Genomic DNA, 18,552 nt, shown 5'->3' on the forward strand with positions numbered 1-18,552 from the left:
ACGGCAACTTCCGAGGGTTAGGTATTGGTTTTTAATCATTTATGGAATATATGCTTGTAACATTTTAATTATATGTGCGTCATATCTATGTAACCAATTAATGCTGAACTTGTTTCAGTATCTAAAATCAATCATTATGGAAATTACAGTAACAACACAAGATTTTGACCCAGGTCCCGAACCGGGTTCACAGACATTCGCCGTTGAATCTTTATCAAATTCAAACTACAAAAAACTGGCCGCGCAAAATTATAGTGCGTCAACATCAAAATCAGTTTTTGGCATTAGACAACATCTAAAAATTAAACAATTCAATATGGTCAATCATATTGATGTCGCTCTAAAACTTAGCATTTTCTTAACTGTAATCGCGATTATGTTTTAGATCAAAAAAACATATAGATCTTAAACTAATGCCTTCTTCGGAAGGCATTTTTTATTCACAAATTTTAATCATTAATACTTATGACTATGGGATTCGGAGGGTCAGCACAAGCCATGATCACGGCTATTAAGAACAACGAAAAAATGCGTCGTGCAAAGCGAGAGCGTTTTAAAAGTTTGGGTAAAGGCGATTATAAGGGATTTTCTAAAAAGACGGAATATGATTTGCCTCAAGCATCAGAAAAACAGCTTCATGCTATCAGGAAACGCATGCAAAGAGAGCGTAAATTTTGGTGGATAAAAGTCTCTGTACTTACCTTAATTGGGTTCCTTGCCCTCGTAACTGCAATTCTGATTTTAACCTAACTAAGAAACTGCTTTGGCTATTCGTTTAATGGCTTCAACAATCTGTTCTTGTGACGCCGCATAAGAAATACGAATGCAATTAGGATTGCCAAAAGCTTCTCCTGTTACGGTCGCTACGTTAGCGTGCTCCAACAAGTACATGGCAAAGTCTGAAGCATTGTGAATCACAGTGCCATTTAAGGTCTTTCCGAAATAGTAAGATACATCCGGGAATACATAAAAAGCGCCTTCGGGTTCATTGCAGATAAATCCTTCAATTTTGCTTAAAAGTCCAAGAATAAGCTGTCGACGCTCTTTGAATTCGTCCACCATATATTTGATTTTAGATGGATCTGCTTCCAGGGCTGTAATTACTGCACGTTGTGCAATACAGTTTGCGCCACTCGTGACTTGACCCTGCATTTTGTTGCAGGCTCTGGCAATCCAATCTGGAGCACCAATGTAACCAATTCGCCATCCTGTCATGGCGAAAGCTTTTGAAACTCCATTGACGGTTACAGTTCGGTCTTTCATATCGGCAAACTCTGCCATACTAAAATGACCCCCAATAAAATTGATGTGCTCATAGATTTCATCAGAAACCACAAAAATATTAGGGTGTTTTTGCAGTACATCAGCCAAGGCTCTCAATTCATCTTTACTGTAGACGGAGCCACTAGGATTACAGGGCGAACTATACCAAATCATTTTGGTTTTAGGCGTAATGGCCGCCTCCAATTGAGTCGCGGTCATTTTAAAATCTGTATCAATACTGGTTTTAACTTCAACAGGAACACCCCCATTAAGCTTCACAATATCGGCGTAGCTTACCCAATATGGGCAAGGTAAAATCACTTCATCTCCGTCATTCAGCATTACTGAGGCAACGTTAGACAAGCTTTGCTTTGCACCAGTAGACACTACAATTTGCGCTTGACTGTAATCTAGATTATTGTCACGCTTAAACTTTGTTATAATGGCTTGTTTCAATTCCACATAACCATCAACTGGCGTATAACTATTGTAGTTATCGTTAATGGCCTGGATGGCGGCATCTTTTATGAAGTCTGGTGTATTAAAATCGGGTTCGCCTAGGCTTAGTCCTATAATATCTTTTCCTTCAGCTCTGAGTTCTCTGGCTTTGGCAGCCATGGCTAGGGTGGCAGAGGTTGATAGATTGTTAATTCTATCAGAGAGTTGATTCATGCGTTGGTGTTTATGCAGTCATTGCAGGCTTCATGCCCATCTCTTTCAAAAATTTGAAATGAGCAATAACAGCTTTGCGCGTTGTTTTGTATTCTTTGTAAGGTAGATTGAATTCTTTGGCCGTAGACTTTACTATCTCAGCAATTTTTCCATAGTGAATATGACTGATATGTGGAAAAATATGATGCTCTACTTGGTGATTTAAACCACCTGTATACCAATTGACCAACCAATTTTTAGCACCAAAATTAACTGTAGTTTTCAATTGATGAATGGCCCAAGTATTTTTCATGGTACCGTCTTTTTCTGGCATTGGCATTTCAGCTTCATCCATGACATGGGCGAGTTGAAAAACAACACTTAAGATGAGACCTGCTACATAATGCATAATTAAGAAGCCTATGATAACTTCATACCAAGCTAAGTCTGTTAACGCAATCGGAATTATAATCCACATGCTAATATAAATCAATTTTGAAATCACCAACTTACTCCAATTAGCCACAGGATTTGGGAATTTCCCATAGGATAATTTACGTTTCATATAACGACTCATCTGCATAAAGTCGGTGGTAATAGCCCAATTAATGGTTAATAATCCATAGAGTAAAATTGAGTAGTAATGCTGAAATTTATGATGTTTATACCACTTAGCGTGTTTTGAAAAGCGAAGGACGCGCCCGGCTTCCAAATCCTCATCATGACCGTGGATATTTGTATACGTATGGTGAAGGACATTGTGCTGTACTTTCCAGTTATATACATTTCCGGCTAGAATATAGATACTACTTCCCATTAAACGGTTAACCCATTCCTTATTGGAAAAGGAGCCATGATTGCCATCATGCATAACGTTCATACCAACACCGGCCATACCAATTCCCATAACCACCGTTAACAGAAGTTGTGCCCAAGTTGGGATGTTAAGCGTAAGTAGTAAAAAGTACGGTGCTAAAAATAAAGCAAACATCACAATGGTTTTTAGCCATAGTTTCCAGTTGCCTGTACGTTTAATATTATTCTCTTTAAAATATGAATTGACGCGTTTGTTGAGCGTTCGGAAAAATTTTGCCGAATCAGCACGAGAAAATGAAAGCGTTTGGGATGACATAAGCCTTAAGTTTTATTTCCATAACGAATATAAAAAGAAATCATTATGGAAGCGTCAAAGATATTAATAAATAAACGAACCACCCTGTTGTTGATACTGATTTTAAGACCATAGAAATTGACTATTTTTGCCGAAATATCTATTATGGAATTACTTAAGAACTATTTCCCAGATGTAACGGAAGACCAGCTTCACAAGTTTGAAGCTTTGGAAGGCTTGTATAAAGAGTGGAATGCCAAAATCAACGTAGTTTCTCGTAAGGATATCGATGAGTTGTATCTACGACATGTGCTACATTCACTGGGTATAGCTAAGGTAATGCCCTTTGCTGATGGCTCTTCCATTTTAGATGTGGGCACTGGCGGTGGTTTTCCGGGTGTACCATTGGCGATTATGTTTCCTAATTGTAAATTTCATTTGGTGGATAGCATCAACAAAAAGCTAAAGGTCATTAATGGTGTGGCTGAAGCTTTGGGCCTTCAAAATATTAGAACCACGCATAGTAGGGTAGAAGACATTGATGAGCAATACGATTTCATTGTAAGCAGAGCCGTGACCCAAATGCCAGAATTTACGAAATGGGTAAAAGGTAAAATCGCAAAAGAGCAAAAGAATAGCCTTAAAAACGGCATCCTATATCTTAAAGGCGGTGATTTAACGGAGGAACTTTCAAAATATAGTACGGTAAAGCTTTTTCCGTTGTCTGATTATTTTGAAGAAGACTTCTTTGAAACCAAGAAGATCGTTTACTTACCGATGAAATATAAAGTGTCCTAAAAAAATCTTTCTGCGTCAATGAGGTATTTCTTCATTGAAAATCAACATTTTATCGAATTTTTTGGTATTTACTCAAAAGCTTCAAAGCGTTGAGATAGTTTTAAATACATTTAAGCAGAGTTTCTTATTTCGATTAATAGCATTTTAATTTTTAACTCAACCGATTTCCGGTTAAAAAAGACATGTTATGAAATCATTCATCGATTTATTTAAAAACAGTGACGTCCTAATAGGTTTAGGGTGTATGGTCATTTTTATAGTGGTTTTTCTTTTTATATCATAAAAAAAGCTATCCCAATGAGATAGCTTTCTTAATATGTAATCTTTTTGAGGTTTATCCCAAAAACGGATATCTATAATCCGTAGGTGTTACAAAAGTTTCTTTTATCATGCGGGGTGATACCCAACGTAAAAGATTGAGCGCACTTCCTGCTTTATCATTGGTGCCCGATGCTCTAGCTCCACCAAACGGCTGTTGCCCGACAACGGCACCTGTTGGCTTATCGTTAATATAAAAGTTACCAGCACAATTTTGAAGGGCTTTAGTCGCTTCTTGTATCGCGTATCTGTCCTGTGATAAAATTGCTCCTGTTAAGGCATACTCGCTGGTTTCGTCAACTAATTTTAAGGTTTCGGAATACTTGTTTTCATCGTACACGTAAATAGTAATCACTGGGCCAAAGAGCTCCGTACACATGGTAGTGTACTTTGGGTCCGAAGTTACAATGACGGTTGGCTCAATAAAGTAACCTTTAGATTTATCGTAACCACCACCTGCAATAATTTCGGCATTAGGGTCTGATTTTGCACCATCGATATACTTGGCTAATTTGTCAAACGAGCCTTCGTGTATTACGGCCGTAATGAAATTACCCATATCTTCTGGGGAGCCCATTTTAAACGATGCGATATCTTCCTTAACAAACGCTTCAACCTCTGGCCAAAGATTAGACGGGATGTACGCTCGAGAGGCTGCACTACATTTTTGACCTTGAAACTCAAACGCGCCGCGCGAAATGGCTGTAGCTACTTGCTTAGCATTTGCTGATTTGTGGGCAACGATAAAATCCTTACCACCGGTTTCTCCAACAATGCGTGGATAGGTTTTATAATTATGGATGTTATTTCCTATTTGCTTCCAGAGTTCTTTAAAAATATGTGTGGACCCGGTGAAATGAAGTCCTGAGAAATCTGGACTCGCCAATACCGTTTCTGTAATCATAACTGGGTCTCCGAAGACCACGTTAATAACTCCATCCGGAACACCAGCTTCCTTAAAGATATCCATAATAATTTTAGCTGAAAAAATCTGACTGTCACTAGGTTTCCAAACGACAACATTACCCATCAATGCCATACATGCCGGTAAGTTTCCAGCAATGGCTGTAAAATTAAATGGCGTTACGGCGTAGGTGAACCCTTCTAACGGACGGTATTCTAATCGGTTCCATGCATCAGATGTGCTTTCTGGCTGATCGTGATAAATTTCCGTCATAAACTGTACATTGAATCTTAAGAAATCAATGAACTCACAAGCAGCGTCAATCTCAGCTTGGTGAATGGTTTTTGACTGTGCAATCATGGTTGCCGCATTGATCTTGGCACGGTATGGTCCAGCAATCAGTTCGGCAGCTTTCAAGAAAATACCGGCACGTTGTTCCCAAGGCAATTCTGCCCAGGTCTTGCGAGCTTCCAATGCTGTAGAAATTGCTTTTTCAACATGGGATTTTTCGGCTAAATGATACTCACCAACCACATGTTTATGGTCGTGTGGCGGGCTCATTGTTCGGGTATTTCCCGTTTTAACGTCTTCACCATTGATGTATAATGGCACTTCCGTTCTACTATTAAATAAGTCTTTATATGCTTTAGAAACAGCATCGCGCTCTGGAGAACCAGGTGCGTAAGATTTTACAGGTTCATTGACGGCAATTGGTACGTTAAAGAATCCTTTTCCCATGTTATGTTGATTTTTTAATTAGAAATTTTGATGTGCAAAGGTACAATTTTTAATGATGTTGCTTTAATGGCAATTCCTAAGTAAATCCTAATTTTGCTTTTAATTTTGTAAGTTCATCGCTTCGTTTTAGACTTTGCTCTTAACTAACTGACATATATTTGAAAGACGACGCCGTAATCATCACGCTAGCTTATCCTGAAACCATAGTTATGGTTGCTGAAGAGTGGTATTCTAAATATTTATTCCGAATTGGAATTGGAAAACGCAATTACGTCCGTGCCGGTCATGCGGCGATGGTACTTATCAACAAAGCAAGAGGTGTTTTGGAGTATCATGACTTCGGAAGATATATTACACCAGAACCCTACGGAAGAGTAAGGGGAAGAGATACGGATGCAGAGCTTAACTTTCCATTGAAAGCAACATTTGAATGCGATAGCATTTCAAACCTTGAAGACATTCTGAAATTTTTGGGAACACATCCCAAACTTACTCATGGTGAGGGCAAATTGGTGGCTTCAGTTTGCACGGCCGTGAATTACAACGAAGCCCGAACGCATATCTCAGCAAGACAGGCGGAAGGCTTTATCTACTATGCGGCCTTTAAGAAAGTAGCCTGTAATTGCGCCCGCTTTGTCACCGACGCCTTGATTGCTGGAGTTACTGATGAAAAAATTAAGCGAAAACTTATTGCCTCAAAGCGATTTACGCCAAGTACGGTGGGTAATGTCGTTATCGCAGATACGGAAAATTATATTTACCAGGTGTCTGAAGCGGGTGAAATTTCAGAATATACAGATTCTGTGAGTAAGGCCAATCGCCGTTATTTTCTGGACCGATTGCAACAACATCAGCCTAGTTTTGTTGGCACTTTGGAACCGAGAGAGAACGAAGAAAAACAATCGCATGCGCAGTGGTTACCAGGCATAGCAGCCGGCGCTTGGTTTGAATTGTATGACTTGGGTTCAGAATCTGAATTTAGATTCAGGCGCATTTCTCCATACGCAAATGTAGATATTGATGGTGTTTTTACAATTGAAGAACAAGGCTTTCGGTATGATTTGCCTTATCAATTTGTGCAGTATTCAAACTGTTTGTTCTTTCATGTAGAACAGGAAGGGAAACGGTATAAATTCAATTTTAAAGATACCTATTCGCCTAGTTAACAGCAAACGGCGCACTTAGTTTAAATGCTGGGATGTAGACTTTAAATTCCTCTTGTGTTTCAATATTCGTCATGTTGTAATGGCCTTTCATGCCACCAAAAGGAGAGGTCAATAAACAACCAGAGCTATACGTATGAGATTCGCCAGGCATTAACAAAGGTTGTCTGCCAATTACGCCTTCGCCGTCAACAGTTTCTGGATTGTTTAAAGCGTCCGAAATATCCCAATGTCTTGATAGTAGCTGTACTGTATTTTCACTCTGATTTTCAATGGTGACCGTGTACGCAAACGCAAAGTGCACCTTATACTCTTTGTAGAATGTGCCTTCAAATTCAGTTTCCACTGAAATTTTAATACCGCTTGTGACTTGTTGTACCATATTGGTGCTAATGTAGTATTTTTTTGGAATAAATGATTTAGGCCAAGGTTTTTAACAGTTTAGATTCGACAAATGTTTCTAATTTCCCGAAGAAAGCATAAATATCGTCTGGTTCCAATACGGAATTGATGGTGACCATTCTTACAAATTCATCGTCTTTAAATTGCCCAAACCCAACCATAAGTTCTGCACTTTCATACAGCGCCGTGCATAATTCTTTAGCCGGAATATCTTTATAGTTGAAGCATACCGAAATTGAATCGTCAAAACTATATAAGGTATAATCTGGATTGCTTTTGATGTAATCTCTAGCAATAGTCGCCAATTGAAACTGCTTGTCTACCAATTGTTCTAATCCTGATGTGCCAATGGATTTCCAAAGCGTCCACAATTTTAAAGCATCGTTTCTTCTCCCACATTGCAATGAGGTTTTTCCTAAATTATAGTCATCACCATCGGTTTGATAGAGGTATTCAGCATCGTTGGAAAAGGATTTATACAACTGTTCCTTATGTTTGGTCACAATAATGCTACAGCCCAATGGTGTGCCCAGCATTTTATGGCCGTTAATACTAAAAGAATCTGACAATTCTACACCATCTGCAAGATGTTTGTAGCGTTCACTAAAAATAACACCGCCACAATAGGCACCATCCACGTGCAACCACAAATTGAAGGTTTTACAGACTTTTGAAACAGCTCTAATATTATCAAAAGCACCCAAAACTGTGGTGCCTGCCGTAGCATTAACAAAAAACGGAATGTGGCCCTCGTTTAAATCGTTTTGAATTAATTCTGAAAGATGCTCTGCTTGCATCTCGCCTTTATCGTTGGTTCTTACAAGTCGTACTTGGTTACGGCCAATTCCCGTCAAAGCAGCATTTTTTGCGATGGAGTAGTGCGAGGCTTCCGAGGTGTACACCATCATCTTTTTGGTTTGGCCTTCAGTACGGACCTCAGGTGCTTTAAGGTCTCGCGCCATAAGCATGGCCATCATATTGGTCATTGAACCGCCTGGTGCCAAGGTGCCGTCACTTCCTTCAGGATACCCGACAAGACGACTGATTTGATGTATGATTTCCTTTTCAATTCCAACCTGTGGTCCAGCGACTTTGTAGGTATACATGCTGTTATTCAACATTACTGCCAACAAATCACCCAAAGTGGCTTTGCCTATACGACCGCCAAACAACTGGTTGAAAAACGACTTTGATGCTGTCTTTGGGGTGTATTTTATAATGTCACCAAGTTTCGATGTCAATTCCTCATCGACAATGCCTTCGTGATTAAGGCTTAAATCTAGTGTTGAGAATAAATCGGATGTTGGGATAGGCTTTGCTACGGGTTGCGATTGTTCTTCGCTGAGTAATACCTCACAAAGTTCAGAAAATAAGGCAATGTCTTTCTGCATAATCAGTTTAAAAAGTATAACGCTTAGTTTGGTCAGAAAATGATAGGAAACTTACAAATAAGACCCCGAAGGAAGAAATTAATTTCTAATATTCACAGAACTGGCTTCCCCATAACCAATCAATCGGTCATATCTAGCGCCTAAATCCCTGTAATAGACCAGGACTTTATAATTATTTTCGGTTTGCCAAAAATTACCGCTAGTCGCGGACTCGTCAATGGTGCCATCTCTAGCGAGAGTAACATATTTATAATTGTAAAAGCCTTGTTTTAATAAAAGTTCGGTTTCGTAAACACCACGTTCTTGGTTAAAGGTCATTTTGGTTTCTTCGTCCGGTGTGAAATTATTGAAATTCCCGTAGACATGAACATCTTCATTTTTTAATTCTTCAATCTTCAGTGAAAAGTGTACAGACACATAATCGGCTTCTACATTGACATTGTCACGGTCTAGGGCATCAATTAGGAAGTTACCGTTTATATCTGGCCAATAGGTATAAATTTGTTCGCTTCTGTTTTCGTTGGTGAAAAGATAGTTATGATAAATATCTTTTAAATCAATAAATTGAATGGCCACTGTTGCGGCGCGTAAATCCTTGTTGTCAAAAAACAGAAACTCGTTCCCCGCCCAAAAGGACGACTCTTGGTCGTAACGGTAAATCAGTTCTTGACCTAGCGTGTATTGTGGCTTTAAATCAGTAATTGCCGTCTTTAGATTATTGTTTTGCACAATCATGGTTTTAACGGTTTCCAATGGATTGTTCAACAGAACATCTCTTGTATTTATGGTAAGATTTACGATTTGTTTTTCTTCAATAGTTTCTAAATCGCGCGTACGTTTTACTTGTGCGCTGACAGCAACAACATCTTCAAAAATCATGAATTTTCGAGAGAACATCAACTCGCCATAATCATCAAAAACGCTAATCATGTAATTACCGCTTTTGAGAAAGCCCTTGGTGTTTTCATTAGGGATTCTTAAATCGTAGTGCGAATACATTTGAAGCGTATTCAAGCTATTCAAATAATTTCTTATACGTTGATTGTCTAGACCCCTCAGGTATTCGCCTTGTACTAAGTTTGAAGGAGTCCAGTCATAATTAAAATGCTCAATTTTATAGTAGAAATCTTCCTCGTTTGTCGTTAACGCATCAAATTGAAGGCGTAAGGGTTCGCCTAATCTAAAAATGGGTAATTGACTTTCGGGCGTATTGCTTGTAAAGGTTATGGTTTTAATGAAATTTGGAGGATTGACCTCGGTAGCTTGAGCCGAAATCAAGGTCGGAAACCACATTAAACTAAAAAGAAGAGAAAGTCTTTTAAGCATATAAGATTATTTGTTTCAAAGATAAGCAATTTCTGTGCCTAAGTAATTTCATGAAAAGTTTTGAATCAAGAGTTTAAGTAATCCGATTCAAAATTTTGTTCAAAGATTTAATCTAGGGGAACGATAAATTCATGATTAGCTTCAACAAACGATTTCAGAATTACAACAATGTCCTTTTTGGGCTAAATTTTAAATTGAATAATTATGGTAGCTGTAAGAGAAATTCGTATTTTTGCACCGATTTTTAGATAACTAATCTTTGCTACATATGTCAAAAGACATCAGAATTAAAAAGGGTTTAGATATTAAGCTGGTCGGAGAAGCCGAAAAGACGACCGAAAATGCGATTCTAAGCAATTCTTATACCATTAGACCCGAAGATTTCCACAGTATCATTCCAAAATTAGTTGCCAAAGAAGGTACGCACGTTAAAGCTGGAGAGACTTTGTTCTACAACAAGGAAAATGAAGCGGTGAAATTTGTGTCGCCAGTTTCTGGAACGATTGCAGAAGTGATTCGTGGGCCAAAACGCCGAATAGACGGTATTAAAATCACGGCGGACAAAGCACAAGAGTTTGTAGACCACGGAAAGTTTGATGCCAATGCCAATGCAGAGGCTTTAAAAGCTCATTTATTAGCTTCAGGATGTTGGGCATTTATAAAGCAACGACCTTATGATGTGGTTGCGAACCCTGAGTCTGAGCCAAAAGGTATTTTTATTTCAGGTTACGCAAGTGCACCTTTAGCGGCGGATTTGGATTATACTTTGGCAGGAAAAGAAGCAGAGCTTCAGACGGCGGTTTCAGCTTTGGCTAAACTTACAGCTGGTGACGTTCATATTTCTGTTGGAAAAAATAGCAATTCACCTTTAGCAGGATTGAATGATGCAACGATTCATAAAGTATCAGGACCACATCCATCAGGAAATGTGGGTACTCTGATTAACAAAATAAGCCCAGTCAATAAAGGTGAAACCGTTTGGACGGTCAGCGCACAAGATTTAGTGATTATTGGCGAGTTATTACTCACCGGAAAATTCAATGCAGAACGTATCATCGCTTTTGCAGGGTCTTCAGTTAAAAAGCCTCGTTATTTCAAAACTAAGATTGGTGCTGAGGTGTCGACAATGGTTTACGATAATGGTGTGGAGCAGAACGGTAACGATAGAATTATTTCTGGAAACGTTTTATCTGGCAAAGAAGTAAAGCCAGATGGTAACTTAGATTACTACAGCAACGTAATTACAGTTATTCCAGAAGGGGATGATTACGAATTCTTCGGTTGGAACAAGCCGGTTTTCGATAAGATTTCGCCATCAAGAGCATTTACATTCTCGTGGATGCAACCGAACAAAAAGTACGAGTTAGACACCAATACAAATGGTGAGCATCGTGCTTTTGTAGTTACAGGAAATTATGAAAATGTATTTCCGTTGGACATTTACCCGCTTCAGATTTTAAAAGCCTGTATGTATCAGGATTTAGATGAAATGGAAGCTTTGGGTATGTATGAGGTAGCGCCAGAAGATTTTGCACTAACAGAATTTATTTGTGTGTCTAAACAACCACATCAGCAAATTATAAGAAACGGATTAGACTTAATGCTTAAAGAGATTGGTTAAAATGGGTTTAAAACAAAAATTACATCAATTAAAAGAAAAGTATAAGGGCAAAAAGATGGCTCCGGCCTTTAATGCACTTCATACGTTTTTATACTTGCCAAACGAAACAACGCACGGCGGTACGCATATAAAAGCGGCGGACGATTTAAAACGAACCATGAACACGGTCATCATTGCTTTGGTGCCATGTTTAATTTTTGGGATGTTCAACGCTGGTTACCAACATTACTTAGCCTTAGGCGAGATTGAAGCCTCTAACGGCTTTTTGGGCTCTACATTTTGGACGTTAGATAATCTATGGGTTGGTATCACACAAGTATTACCATTAGTTGTGGTATCTTATGGTGTTGGTCTGGCTGTAGAATTTTTATTCGCGGTCATTAAAGGTCATGAAGTTGAAGAAGGTTATTTGGTTACAGGTATGCTTGTGCCATTGATTGTTCCTGTGGATATTCCACTATGGATGTTAGCAGTAGCTGTGGTCTTTGGTGTAGTTATCGGTAAGGAAGTGTTTGGTGGTACTGGGATGAATATTTTGAATCCTGCGTTGACCATACGTGCCTTTTTATTCTTTGCTTATCCGACATGGATGTCTGGAGATAAAGTTTGGGTTCATGGTGCTGTAGAACGCAATGAAATGATAGCGGCCGGACAAAATGTCGATGCCATTTCTGGAGAGACCTTATTAGGTGCTTATGCACAAAACAATACTTTAGCTAACATTGATTATTGGGACATGTTCTGGGGTTTAATTCCTGGCTCCGTCGGAGAGACTTCAAAATTCTTGATTATCATCGGCGCCTTGTTCTTAATCTTCACAAAGATTGGAAGCTGGAGAATCATCTTAAGTACTATCATAGGTGCTTTGGTTATGGGCTTAATATTCAACGGCGTTGTAGAAATGGGATGGATTGCAGATACCAGTAAGTTCTATGGATTAATGAGTGTACCGTTCTGGCAACATCTAATTATTGGAAGTATCTTGTTTGGTGCCGTGTACATGGCTACGGATCCAGTAACGGCTTCACAGACCAATAAAGGAAAATGGATTTACGGATTCTTGATCGGGTTCATCTCTATTATGATTCGTGTCTTCAACCCCGCATATCCAGAAGGTGTATTCTTGGCTATTCTATTAATGAATGTCTTTGCGCCGACTATAGATCACTATGTGGTTCAAGGAAACGTAAAGAGAAGACTAAAACGTGTAAAAGTTAAAACAGCTTAATTATGGCAATTAACACAGATAAAAATTCATATACGGTCATATTTGCCGTAGCAATGGTTTTGGTTGTGGGATCCTTATTGGCTTTTATTGCCTCGTCCTTAAAACCAACGATTACAGAAAACCAGCGTTTAGAAAAACAACAGAATATTCTTTACGCTATGGGTATCAACGATAATGATGAAAGCAGTGCTGTTTTCATTTCAACGGATAAGGCACCTAAGGCTTTCGAAGAAAACGTAAAAGAGCAGATTGTTTTAACGATTGATCCTAACGGTAAGATCCTTAAAGAACAGACAAGAGACGAGTACTTCGCTGAAACTAACGAAGAACCTTACCTTATTAACGTAAAGAAAGAGCAGGCCAAAGCTAATGCTGGCGAGCCACGCTACTTGCCATTGTTTGTTGGTGACAACAAAGAAGGCAAACAAGTCTATGTTGCACCAATTTATGGTAAAGGGCTCTGGGATGCAATTTGGGGTTATGTTGCCGTAGATAAAGATATGGTGGTGCAAGGTGCTTATTTTGACCATAAGGGTGAAACCGCTGGACTAGGTGCCAACATTAAGCAACGTTACTTTATGGATGATTTTTATGGAGAGCGTTTGTTGACTGAATCTGGAGCGTTTAAGGGCATCACTGTTGCTAAAGGTAACGCTGACCCAAAGAACGAAGACAAAACTGATAACGAAGTCGATGCTATTGCAGGAGCAACCATCACAGGAGACGGTGTTTCAGCAATGATCAAAAAGGATATGAAATTATATTACCCTTATTTCCAAAACTTAAAAACGAATTAATTTATGGGACTACTATCAAAAAAAGATGCAGCCTTAATTAAGGATCCGTTTGCGGACAATAATCCAATTACTATTCAGGTATTGGGAATTTGTTCTGCATTGGCAATTACGGCAGAACTTGAGGCTTCTATTGTAATGTCTATATCGGTATTATTCGTTATGGGTGTTGGAAACGTAGTGATTTCTTTAATGCGAAATATTATTCCTTCAAAAATTAGAATCATCGCGCAGCTCATCGTAGTTGCGGCTTTGGTAATTATTGTAGATCAAGTACTGAAGGCTTTTGCATACGAATTGAGTAAAACACTTGGAGCTTTCGTTGGTTTAATAATTACTAACTGTATCATTATGGGACGATTTGAAGCTTTTGCCTTAGGTAATGGCCCTTGGCGTTCATTTTTAGATGGAATTGGTAACGCTGTAGGATACGGTGTTATATTAATCATCGTCGGATTTGTGAGAGAGCTTTTAGGTTCAGGAACATTATTAGGTTTCCCAGTATTGGGAGATCCTATTGAAAAAACAGGATTATACGCTTTAGGTTATGAAAACAATGGATTCATGTTATTGGCACCAATGGCGTTGATTGTGGTTGGAATCATCATTTGGATACAAAGAAGTAGAAACACAGCATTAATAGAAGACTAAGACATGGAACATATAGAATTATTTTTCAAATCGATTTTTATAGACAATATGGTCTTCGCCACGTTCTTGGGAATGTGTTCGTATTTGGCTGTATCTAAAAAAGTATCAACTGCAGTTGGTCTAGGAGCAGCGGTCATCTTTGTATTGGCCATTACTGTACCTTTAAACTGGTTGTTAGATCAATATGTTTTACAGCCAGGCGCTTTAAGATGGTTGGGCCCTGAGTTTGCAGACTACGACTTAAGTTTTCTATCGTTTATCATGTTTATTGCAACTATTGCAACCATGGTACAATTGGTAGAAATCATTGTGGAGAAATTTTCACCATCTTTATATAATTCATTGGGTATCTTCTTACCGCTTATTGCAGTAAACTGCGCCATTTTAGGTGGGTCATTATTTATGCAGTCACGTGAAATACCAACATTGGCCTTAGCTTTAAATTATGGTGTAGGTTCTGGTATTGGATGGTTCTTGGCGATTTTAGCTATTGCAGCAATCCGTGAGAAAATCAGATATTCTAACGTTCCTGCACCTTTAAGAGGTCTAGGAATTACATTTATCATTACAGGATTAATGGCTATCGGCTTTATGAGTTTTGGCGGGATGTTAACTGGTGGTGATGAGAGTACTGAAAAGAAAGAAGAAACGACAGTTGAAATCATTAAAGATGATATCACTCCAAAAGATTTAGAAGAAAAGAAATTGGCTAACAACACAACAAAAGAGTTAAACTAATATGGTATTATTAGCAGAAAGTACAGTTGGAACAGTCATAGCTACCGTAGCGGCCTTTTTATTAGTAACGCTATTATTGGTAGCCTTGCTACTGTTCGTAAAGCAAAAATTATCGCCATCAGGTCCTGTGACCATTAAGATTAATGGCGAGCGCGAAATAGAAGTAGCTTCGGGTTCAACCTTGTTGACGACTTTAGGAAGCAATAAAGTATTTTTACCGTCAGCTTGCGGTGGTGGTGGTACATGTATTCAGTGTGAGTGTCACGTCCTTTCTGGTGGTGGTGAAGCATTGCCTACAGAAACCCCACATTTCTCACGTAAAGAATTAAAACAAGGTGCACGTTTGGCTTGCCAAGTGAAGGTAAAGCAAGACATGGAAATCACCATTCCTGAAGAGGTTTTCGGTATCAAAAAGTGGGATGCTGTTGTTGTGAGAAACTATAACGTAGCCTCATTCATCAAGGAGTTTGTTGTAGAGATTCCTGAAGACATGAATTATAAGGCTGGGGGATATATTCAGATTGAAATTCCGCCTTGCGAAATCAAATATTCAGACATAGATATTACAGCGCATCCTGAAGAGCATGAAACACCAGATAAGTTTCAAGCGGAGTGGGATAAGTTCGGATTATGGCCATTGGTCATGAAGAATAATGAAACGGTAGAGCGTGCCTATTCTATGGCCTCTTACCCTGCAGAAGGGCGCGAGATTATGTTGAATGTACGTATTGCAACCCCGCCATGGGACCGTTCTAAAAACCAATGGATGGATGTGAATCCAGGTGTTGCATCATCATACATCTTTGCACAAAAACCTGGTGATAAAGTCGTGATTTCTGGACCTTACGGTGAATTCTTCATCAATGAGTCCGAAAGTGAGATGCTTTACGTCGGTGGTGGCGCCGGTATGGCGCCGATGCGTTCGCATTTATACCACTTATTCAGAACCTTAAAGACAGGTCGTAAAGTGACGTATTGGTACGGTGGACGTTCTAAGCGTGAGCTGTTCTACATCGACCACTTTAGAAATTTAGAAAAAGACTTCCCTAACTTTAAATTCTACATGGCACTTTCTGAGCCGTTGGAAGAAGACAATTGGAAAGTGAAATCAGACATCAATGATGAAGCTGGTGACGGTTTTGTAGGTTTTATCCATAACTGTGTTATCGATAACTACCTGAATCATCATGAAGCACCAGAAGACATAGAATTATATTTCTGTGGTCCACCATTGATGAACCAAGCAGTTCAGAAAATGGGAGAGGATTTCGGTATCCCAGATGAGCACATTAGATTTGATGACTTCGGTGGGTAACCAAGACATTTTGTCATTCTGTCCTGAGTTTTCGGGATTTATTCAGAAACTTATATAAAAAAGAGCACTTAAATTTAGGTGCTCTTTTTTTTATTGTATAGAATATATTCCAAAATAGAACAAATTCTCTATTCAGAACAAAAGCTAAAAATTAAGCAAAATCTTTTTTTATAATATTTAGAGTATCTGGAGAAATCGGTTTAACGATGTAGTTTGAGACGTTTTCATAATTTTCTACTCGTTTCATATCCATTGGATCAATAGAAGAACTTACAATGTAAATGGTTATTTCTTGGTTACATTCTATCTTAATAAACTCATCGAGAAACTCCCATCCATCCATTATTGGCATATTGATATCTAATAAAATGATATCTGGAAGTTGTCTGCCAGATTCAAGGATGGGCTTTAAGTTATCTAAAGCGTCCTTACCATTTTTAAATATCATAAACGAACTGCAAAAGTCTGCCATTTCCATGATACGCCGAGCCCCAAATACAAAAATTGGGTCGTCATCTATTATACAAGTTAAGTCAATTCTACTCATTGAATTTTCTGAGATATACTTTAAACGTTGTTCCTATGTGCACTTCACTTTCTACTTTAACGTACCCACCAATAGCTTCAATTTGATTACGTGTTATAAATAAACCCAATCCTCTAGCTTCTTCATGTTTATGGAATGTTTTATACATGCCAAATAGTTTATCACCGACACGTTCTAAATCTATACCCATACCATTATCTTTAAACTCTATTAGTATAAACTCATCTGCTTCAGAAGCCTTTACTTCAATGTTTGCTATTCCGTCTGGTTTTTTATACTTGACGGCATTGGTCAAAAAATTGAGCATTATGCTGTCTAGATATGCTGGAATACCAATAACCTTTAATTTTGGATCAATGTTAGCACAGACAGTAGCCTTAGATTCCAATATTAATCCTGATATACTTGAAAGTACACTTGTAAAAGTATCTAGTAATGAAATAGGCTCAAGCCTTATGTCTCGCTTCATATTAATAGCGGCGACATCATTAAGGTTTTCAACGGTTTCTCCCAAATGATTTATAGCATCTGACATCATAGTGAAAAGATGATGTTTTTTTAATTCTGGTAAATCAACTTGAGCAATATCTAATAGCATATCCAAGTTACTGTAATGTGATCGCAGGTTATGGGATACTATATGTGCAAAATTAAGTAGTCGTTTATTCTGCTTTTCGGTTGTTTCGAGAAGCTGTAAAACTTTTTTACTACTATTCTTTAATTGGGTAAGATCATTGACTTGTGCTAAGAAATGAAGCGGTTTGCCATTGTTCTTTCTCACCAAGGAAACAGATAGTAAGGTCCAAACTATGTGACCATTTTTATGGATATATCGTTTTTCAGTTTCAAAATGGTTTCGCTTACCACTAACCATATCAAACATGGCTCGGTAGCCTTTCATGAGGTCATCAGGATGGGTGATGTCCATAAATGTCATGCTTTTTAATTCCTTTTTGGTGTATCCCAACATGTGGCAGATACTTTTGTTGACCTTGAGCCAATTTCCGTCGAGATCTACCAAAGCCATTCCTATAAGTGCATCATTAAATGTTCGTCGCAATTCACTCTCTTTAATTGCCAGCACTTCAGCACGTTTTGTTTTTTCATCAATATCTTGAAATAAGCCTTGTACTTTAACACACTCGTTATTGACTACAACAGGTTTGCCAATAGCCCTTACCCAGCGTTTATTTCCTTTTGCTGTTACTATTTGAAGTTCTACATCATAAGGTTTGAATTCCTCTAGGCTTTCCGTAAAAAGTTGTGTGATTTTGTTCCGGCTATAGCCTTTTTTATAAAAGTTTATAGCTGTACTAACATCAGGTACATAATTGTCGGGTACCTCATGAATTTTTTTGACTTGTGAACTCCATTGTAAATCGGAATTCAATACGTCAAAATGCCAAGTTCCTATTGATGCTTGTTCTTGGATAAACTCCAAGAGCATATTATCATGTTTTTGGCGAATTGGAATAGATTTCGTCGCTTGCATTGATAAGTAGGTTAGATAGGGCAAATCTAATGTAGCTCATTTTTTCAACATTAACCTAGAAAAACCGTAAATTTTATCGATAAACGGCAAATTTGTAGGAA

At 38.4% G+C, this 18,552-nt stretch carries 18 protein-coding genes; 10 read left to right on the top strand and 8 right to left on the bottom strand.

Going from position 1 to position 18,552, the window contains the following annotated elements; genetic code table 11:
* Positions 1-136 precede the first annotated feature (136 nt).
* Positions 137-385 (top strand): hypothetical protein, encoded by a 249-nt coding sequence (locus tag ACFOSX_RS06615; protein ID WP_386098245.1) that lies wholly within the window; start codon positions 137-139, stop codon positions 383-385.
* A gap of 86 nt (positions 386-471) precedes the next feature.
* Complete coding sequence (locus tag ACFOSX_RS06620) at positions 472-750, top strand: hypothetical protein (RefSeq protein ID WP_386098247.1); 279 nt, start codon at positions 472-474, stop codon at positions 748-750.
* On the opposite strand, the gene ACFOSX_RS06625 is transcribed toward ACFOSX_RS06620, so the two are convergent.
* Both ACFOSX_RS06625 and ACFOSX_RS06630 read right to left on the bottom strand, forming a co-directional pair.
* Positions 751-1,935, bottom strand: a complete 1,185-nt coding sequence (locus tag ACFOSX_RS06625) for a pyridoxal phosphate-dependent aminotransferase (protein WP_386098249.1) — start codon at positions 1,933-1,935, stop codon at positions 751-753.
* Positions 1,936-1,945: 10 nt separating this feature from the next.
* On the bottom strand, positions 1,946-3,046 hold the full coding sequence (locus ACFOSX_RS06630) for a fatty acid desaturase family protein (RefSeq protein WP_386098251.1): 1,101 nt from the start codon (positions 3,044-3,046) through the stop codon (positions 1,946-1,948).
* 144 nt (positions 3,047-3,190) lie between these two features.
* Here ACFOSX_RS06630 and rsmG point away from each other — a divergent pair, with 144 nt between their 5' ends.
* Positions 3,191-3,823, top strand: a complete 633-nt coding sequence (gene rsmG / locus ACFOSX_RS06635) for a 16S rRNA (guanine(527)-N(7))-methyltransferase RsmG (RefSeq protein WP_386098253.1) — start codon at positions 3,191-3,193, stop codon at positions 3,821-3,823.
* Positions 3,824-4,157: 334 nt separating this feature from the next.
* Here rsmG and pruA read toward each other — a convergent pair whose 3' ends face one another.
* Positions 4,158-5,783, bottom strand: coding sequence for an L-glutamate gamma-semialdehyde dehydrogenase (pruA, locus tag ACFOSX_RS06640; RefSeq protein WP_386098255.1), 1,626 nt, complete (start codon positions 5,781-5,783; stop codon positions 4,158-4,160).
* Positions 5,784-5,941: 158 nt separating this feature from the next.
* On the opposite strand from pruA, the gene ACFOSX_RS06645 reads away from it, so the two are divergent.
* Positions 5,942-6,949: a DUF6695 family protein gene (locus ACFOSX_RS06645; protein WP_386098257.1), complete on the top strand. Its 1,008-nt coding sequence runs from the start codon at positions 5,942-5,944 to the stop codon at positions 6,947-6,949.
* On the opposite strand, the gene apaG is transcribed toward ACFOSX_RS06645, so the two are convergent.
* From apaG to ACFOSX_RS06660, 3 genes are all read right to left on the bottom strand, one after another.
* Complete coding sequence (apaG, locus tag ACFOSX_RS06650; RefSeq protein WP_386098259.1) at positions 6,942-7,328, bottom strand: Co2+/Mg2+ efflux protein ApaG; 387 nt, start codon at positions 7,326-7,328, stop codon at positions 6,942-6,944. The genes ACFOSX_RS06645 and apaG overlap by 8 nt on opposite strands.
* A gap of 37 nt (positions 7,329-7,365) precedes the next feature.
* Positions 7,366-8,739: a pyridoxal phosphate-dependent decarboxylase family protein gene (locus tag ACFOSX_RS06655; protein WP_386098261.1), complete on the bottom strand. Its 1,374-nt coding sequence runs from the start codon at positions 8,737-8,739 to the stop codon at positions 7,366-7,368.
* Between the two features lie 78 nt (positions 8,740-8,817).
* Entirely contained in the window at positions 8,818-10,065 is a 1,248-nt protein-coding gene (locus ACFOSX_RS06660; protein WP_386098263.1) for a type IX secretion system plug protein, read from the bottom strand.
* Positions 10,066-10,333: 268 nt separating this feature from the next.
* Between ACFOSX_RS06660 and ACFOSX_RS06665 the strand changes: the two genes are divergently transcribed.
* Genes ACFOSX_RS06665 through nqrF form a run of 6 tightly spaced genes read left to right on the top strand, consistent with a single transcriptional unit; the run spans position 10,334 to position 16,412 of the window.
* Complete coding sequence (locus ACFOSX_RS06665; RefSeq protein ID WP_386098265.1) at positions 10,334-11,686, top strand: Na(+)-translocating NADH-quinone reductase subunit A; 1,353 nt, start codon at positions 10,334-10,336, stop codon at positions 11,684-11,686.
* A gap of 1 nt (position 11,687) precedes the next feature.
* Positions 11,688-12,914, top strand: coding sequence for an NADH:ubiquinone reductase (Na(+)-transporting) subunit B (locus ACFOSX_RS06670; protein ID WP_386098267.1), 1,227 nt, complete (start codon positions 11,688-11,690; stop codon positions 12,912-12,914).
* A 2-nt stretch (positions 12,915-12,916) separates the two neighbouring features.
* On the top strand, positions 12,917-13,711 hold the full coding sequence (locus ACFOSX_RS06675; protein ID WP_386098269.1) for a Na(+)-translocating NADH-quinone reductase subunit C: 795 nt from the start codon (positions 12,917-12,919) through the stop codon (positions 13,709-13,711).
* A 3-nt stretch (positions 13,712-13,714) separates the two neighbouring features.
* Positions 13,715-14,359: an NADH:ubiquinone reductase (Na(+)-transporting) subunit D gene (locus tag ACFOSX_RS06680; RefSeq protein ID WP_386098271.1), complete on the top strand. Its 645-nt coding sequence runs from the start codon at positions 13,715-13,717 to the stop codon at positions 14,357-14,359.
* Positions 14,360-14,362: 3 nt separating this feature from the next.
* On the top strand, positions 14,363-15,097 hold the full coding sequence (nqrE, locus tag ACFOSX_RS06685) for an NADH:ubiquinone reductase (Na(+)-transporting) subunit E (protein ID WP_386098273.1): 735 nt from the start codon (positions 14,363-14,365) through the stop codon (positions 15,095-15,097).
* Between the two features lies 1 nt (position 15,098).
* Complete coding sequence (gene nqrF, locus ACFOSX_RS06690) at positions 15,099-16,412, top strand: NADH:ubiquinone reductase (Na(+)-transporting) subunit F (RefSeq protein ID WP_386098275.1); 1,314 nt, start codon at positions 15,099-15,101, stop codon at positions 16,410-16,412.
* Positions 16,413-16,563: 151 nt separating this feature from the next.
* On the opposite strand, the gene ACFOSX_RS06695 is transcribed toward nqrF, so the two are convergent.
* Both ACFOSX_RS06695 and ACFOSX_RS06700 read right to left on the bottom strand, forming a co-directional pair.
* Positions 16,564-16,959 (bottom strand): response regulator, encoded by a 396-nt coding sequence (locus ACFOSX_RS06695; protein WP_386098277.1) that lies wholly within the window; start codon positions 16,957-16,959, stop codon positions 16,564-16,566.
* Positions 16,952-18,451, bottom strand: coding sequence for a PAS domain-containing sensor histidine kinase (locus ACFOSX_RS06700; RefSeq protein WP_386098279.1), 1,500 nt, complete (start codon positions 18,449-18,451; stop codon positions 16,952-16,954). Before ACFOSX_RS06700 ends, ACFOSX_RS06695 begins: the two co-directional genes overlap by 8 nt.
* Positions 18,452-18,552 lie beyond the last annotated feature (101 nt).

The organism is Winogradskyella maritima (assembly GCF_042650215.1).
GTDB classification, from domain to species: Bacteria; Bacteroidota; Bacteroidia; order Flavobacteriales; family Flavobacteriaceae; genus Winogradskyella; species Winogradskyella maritima.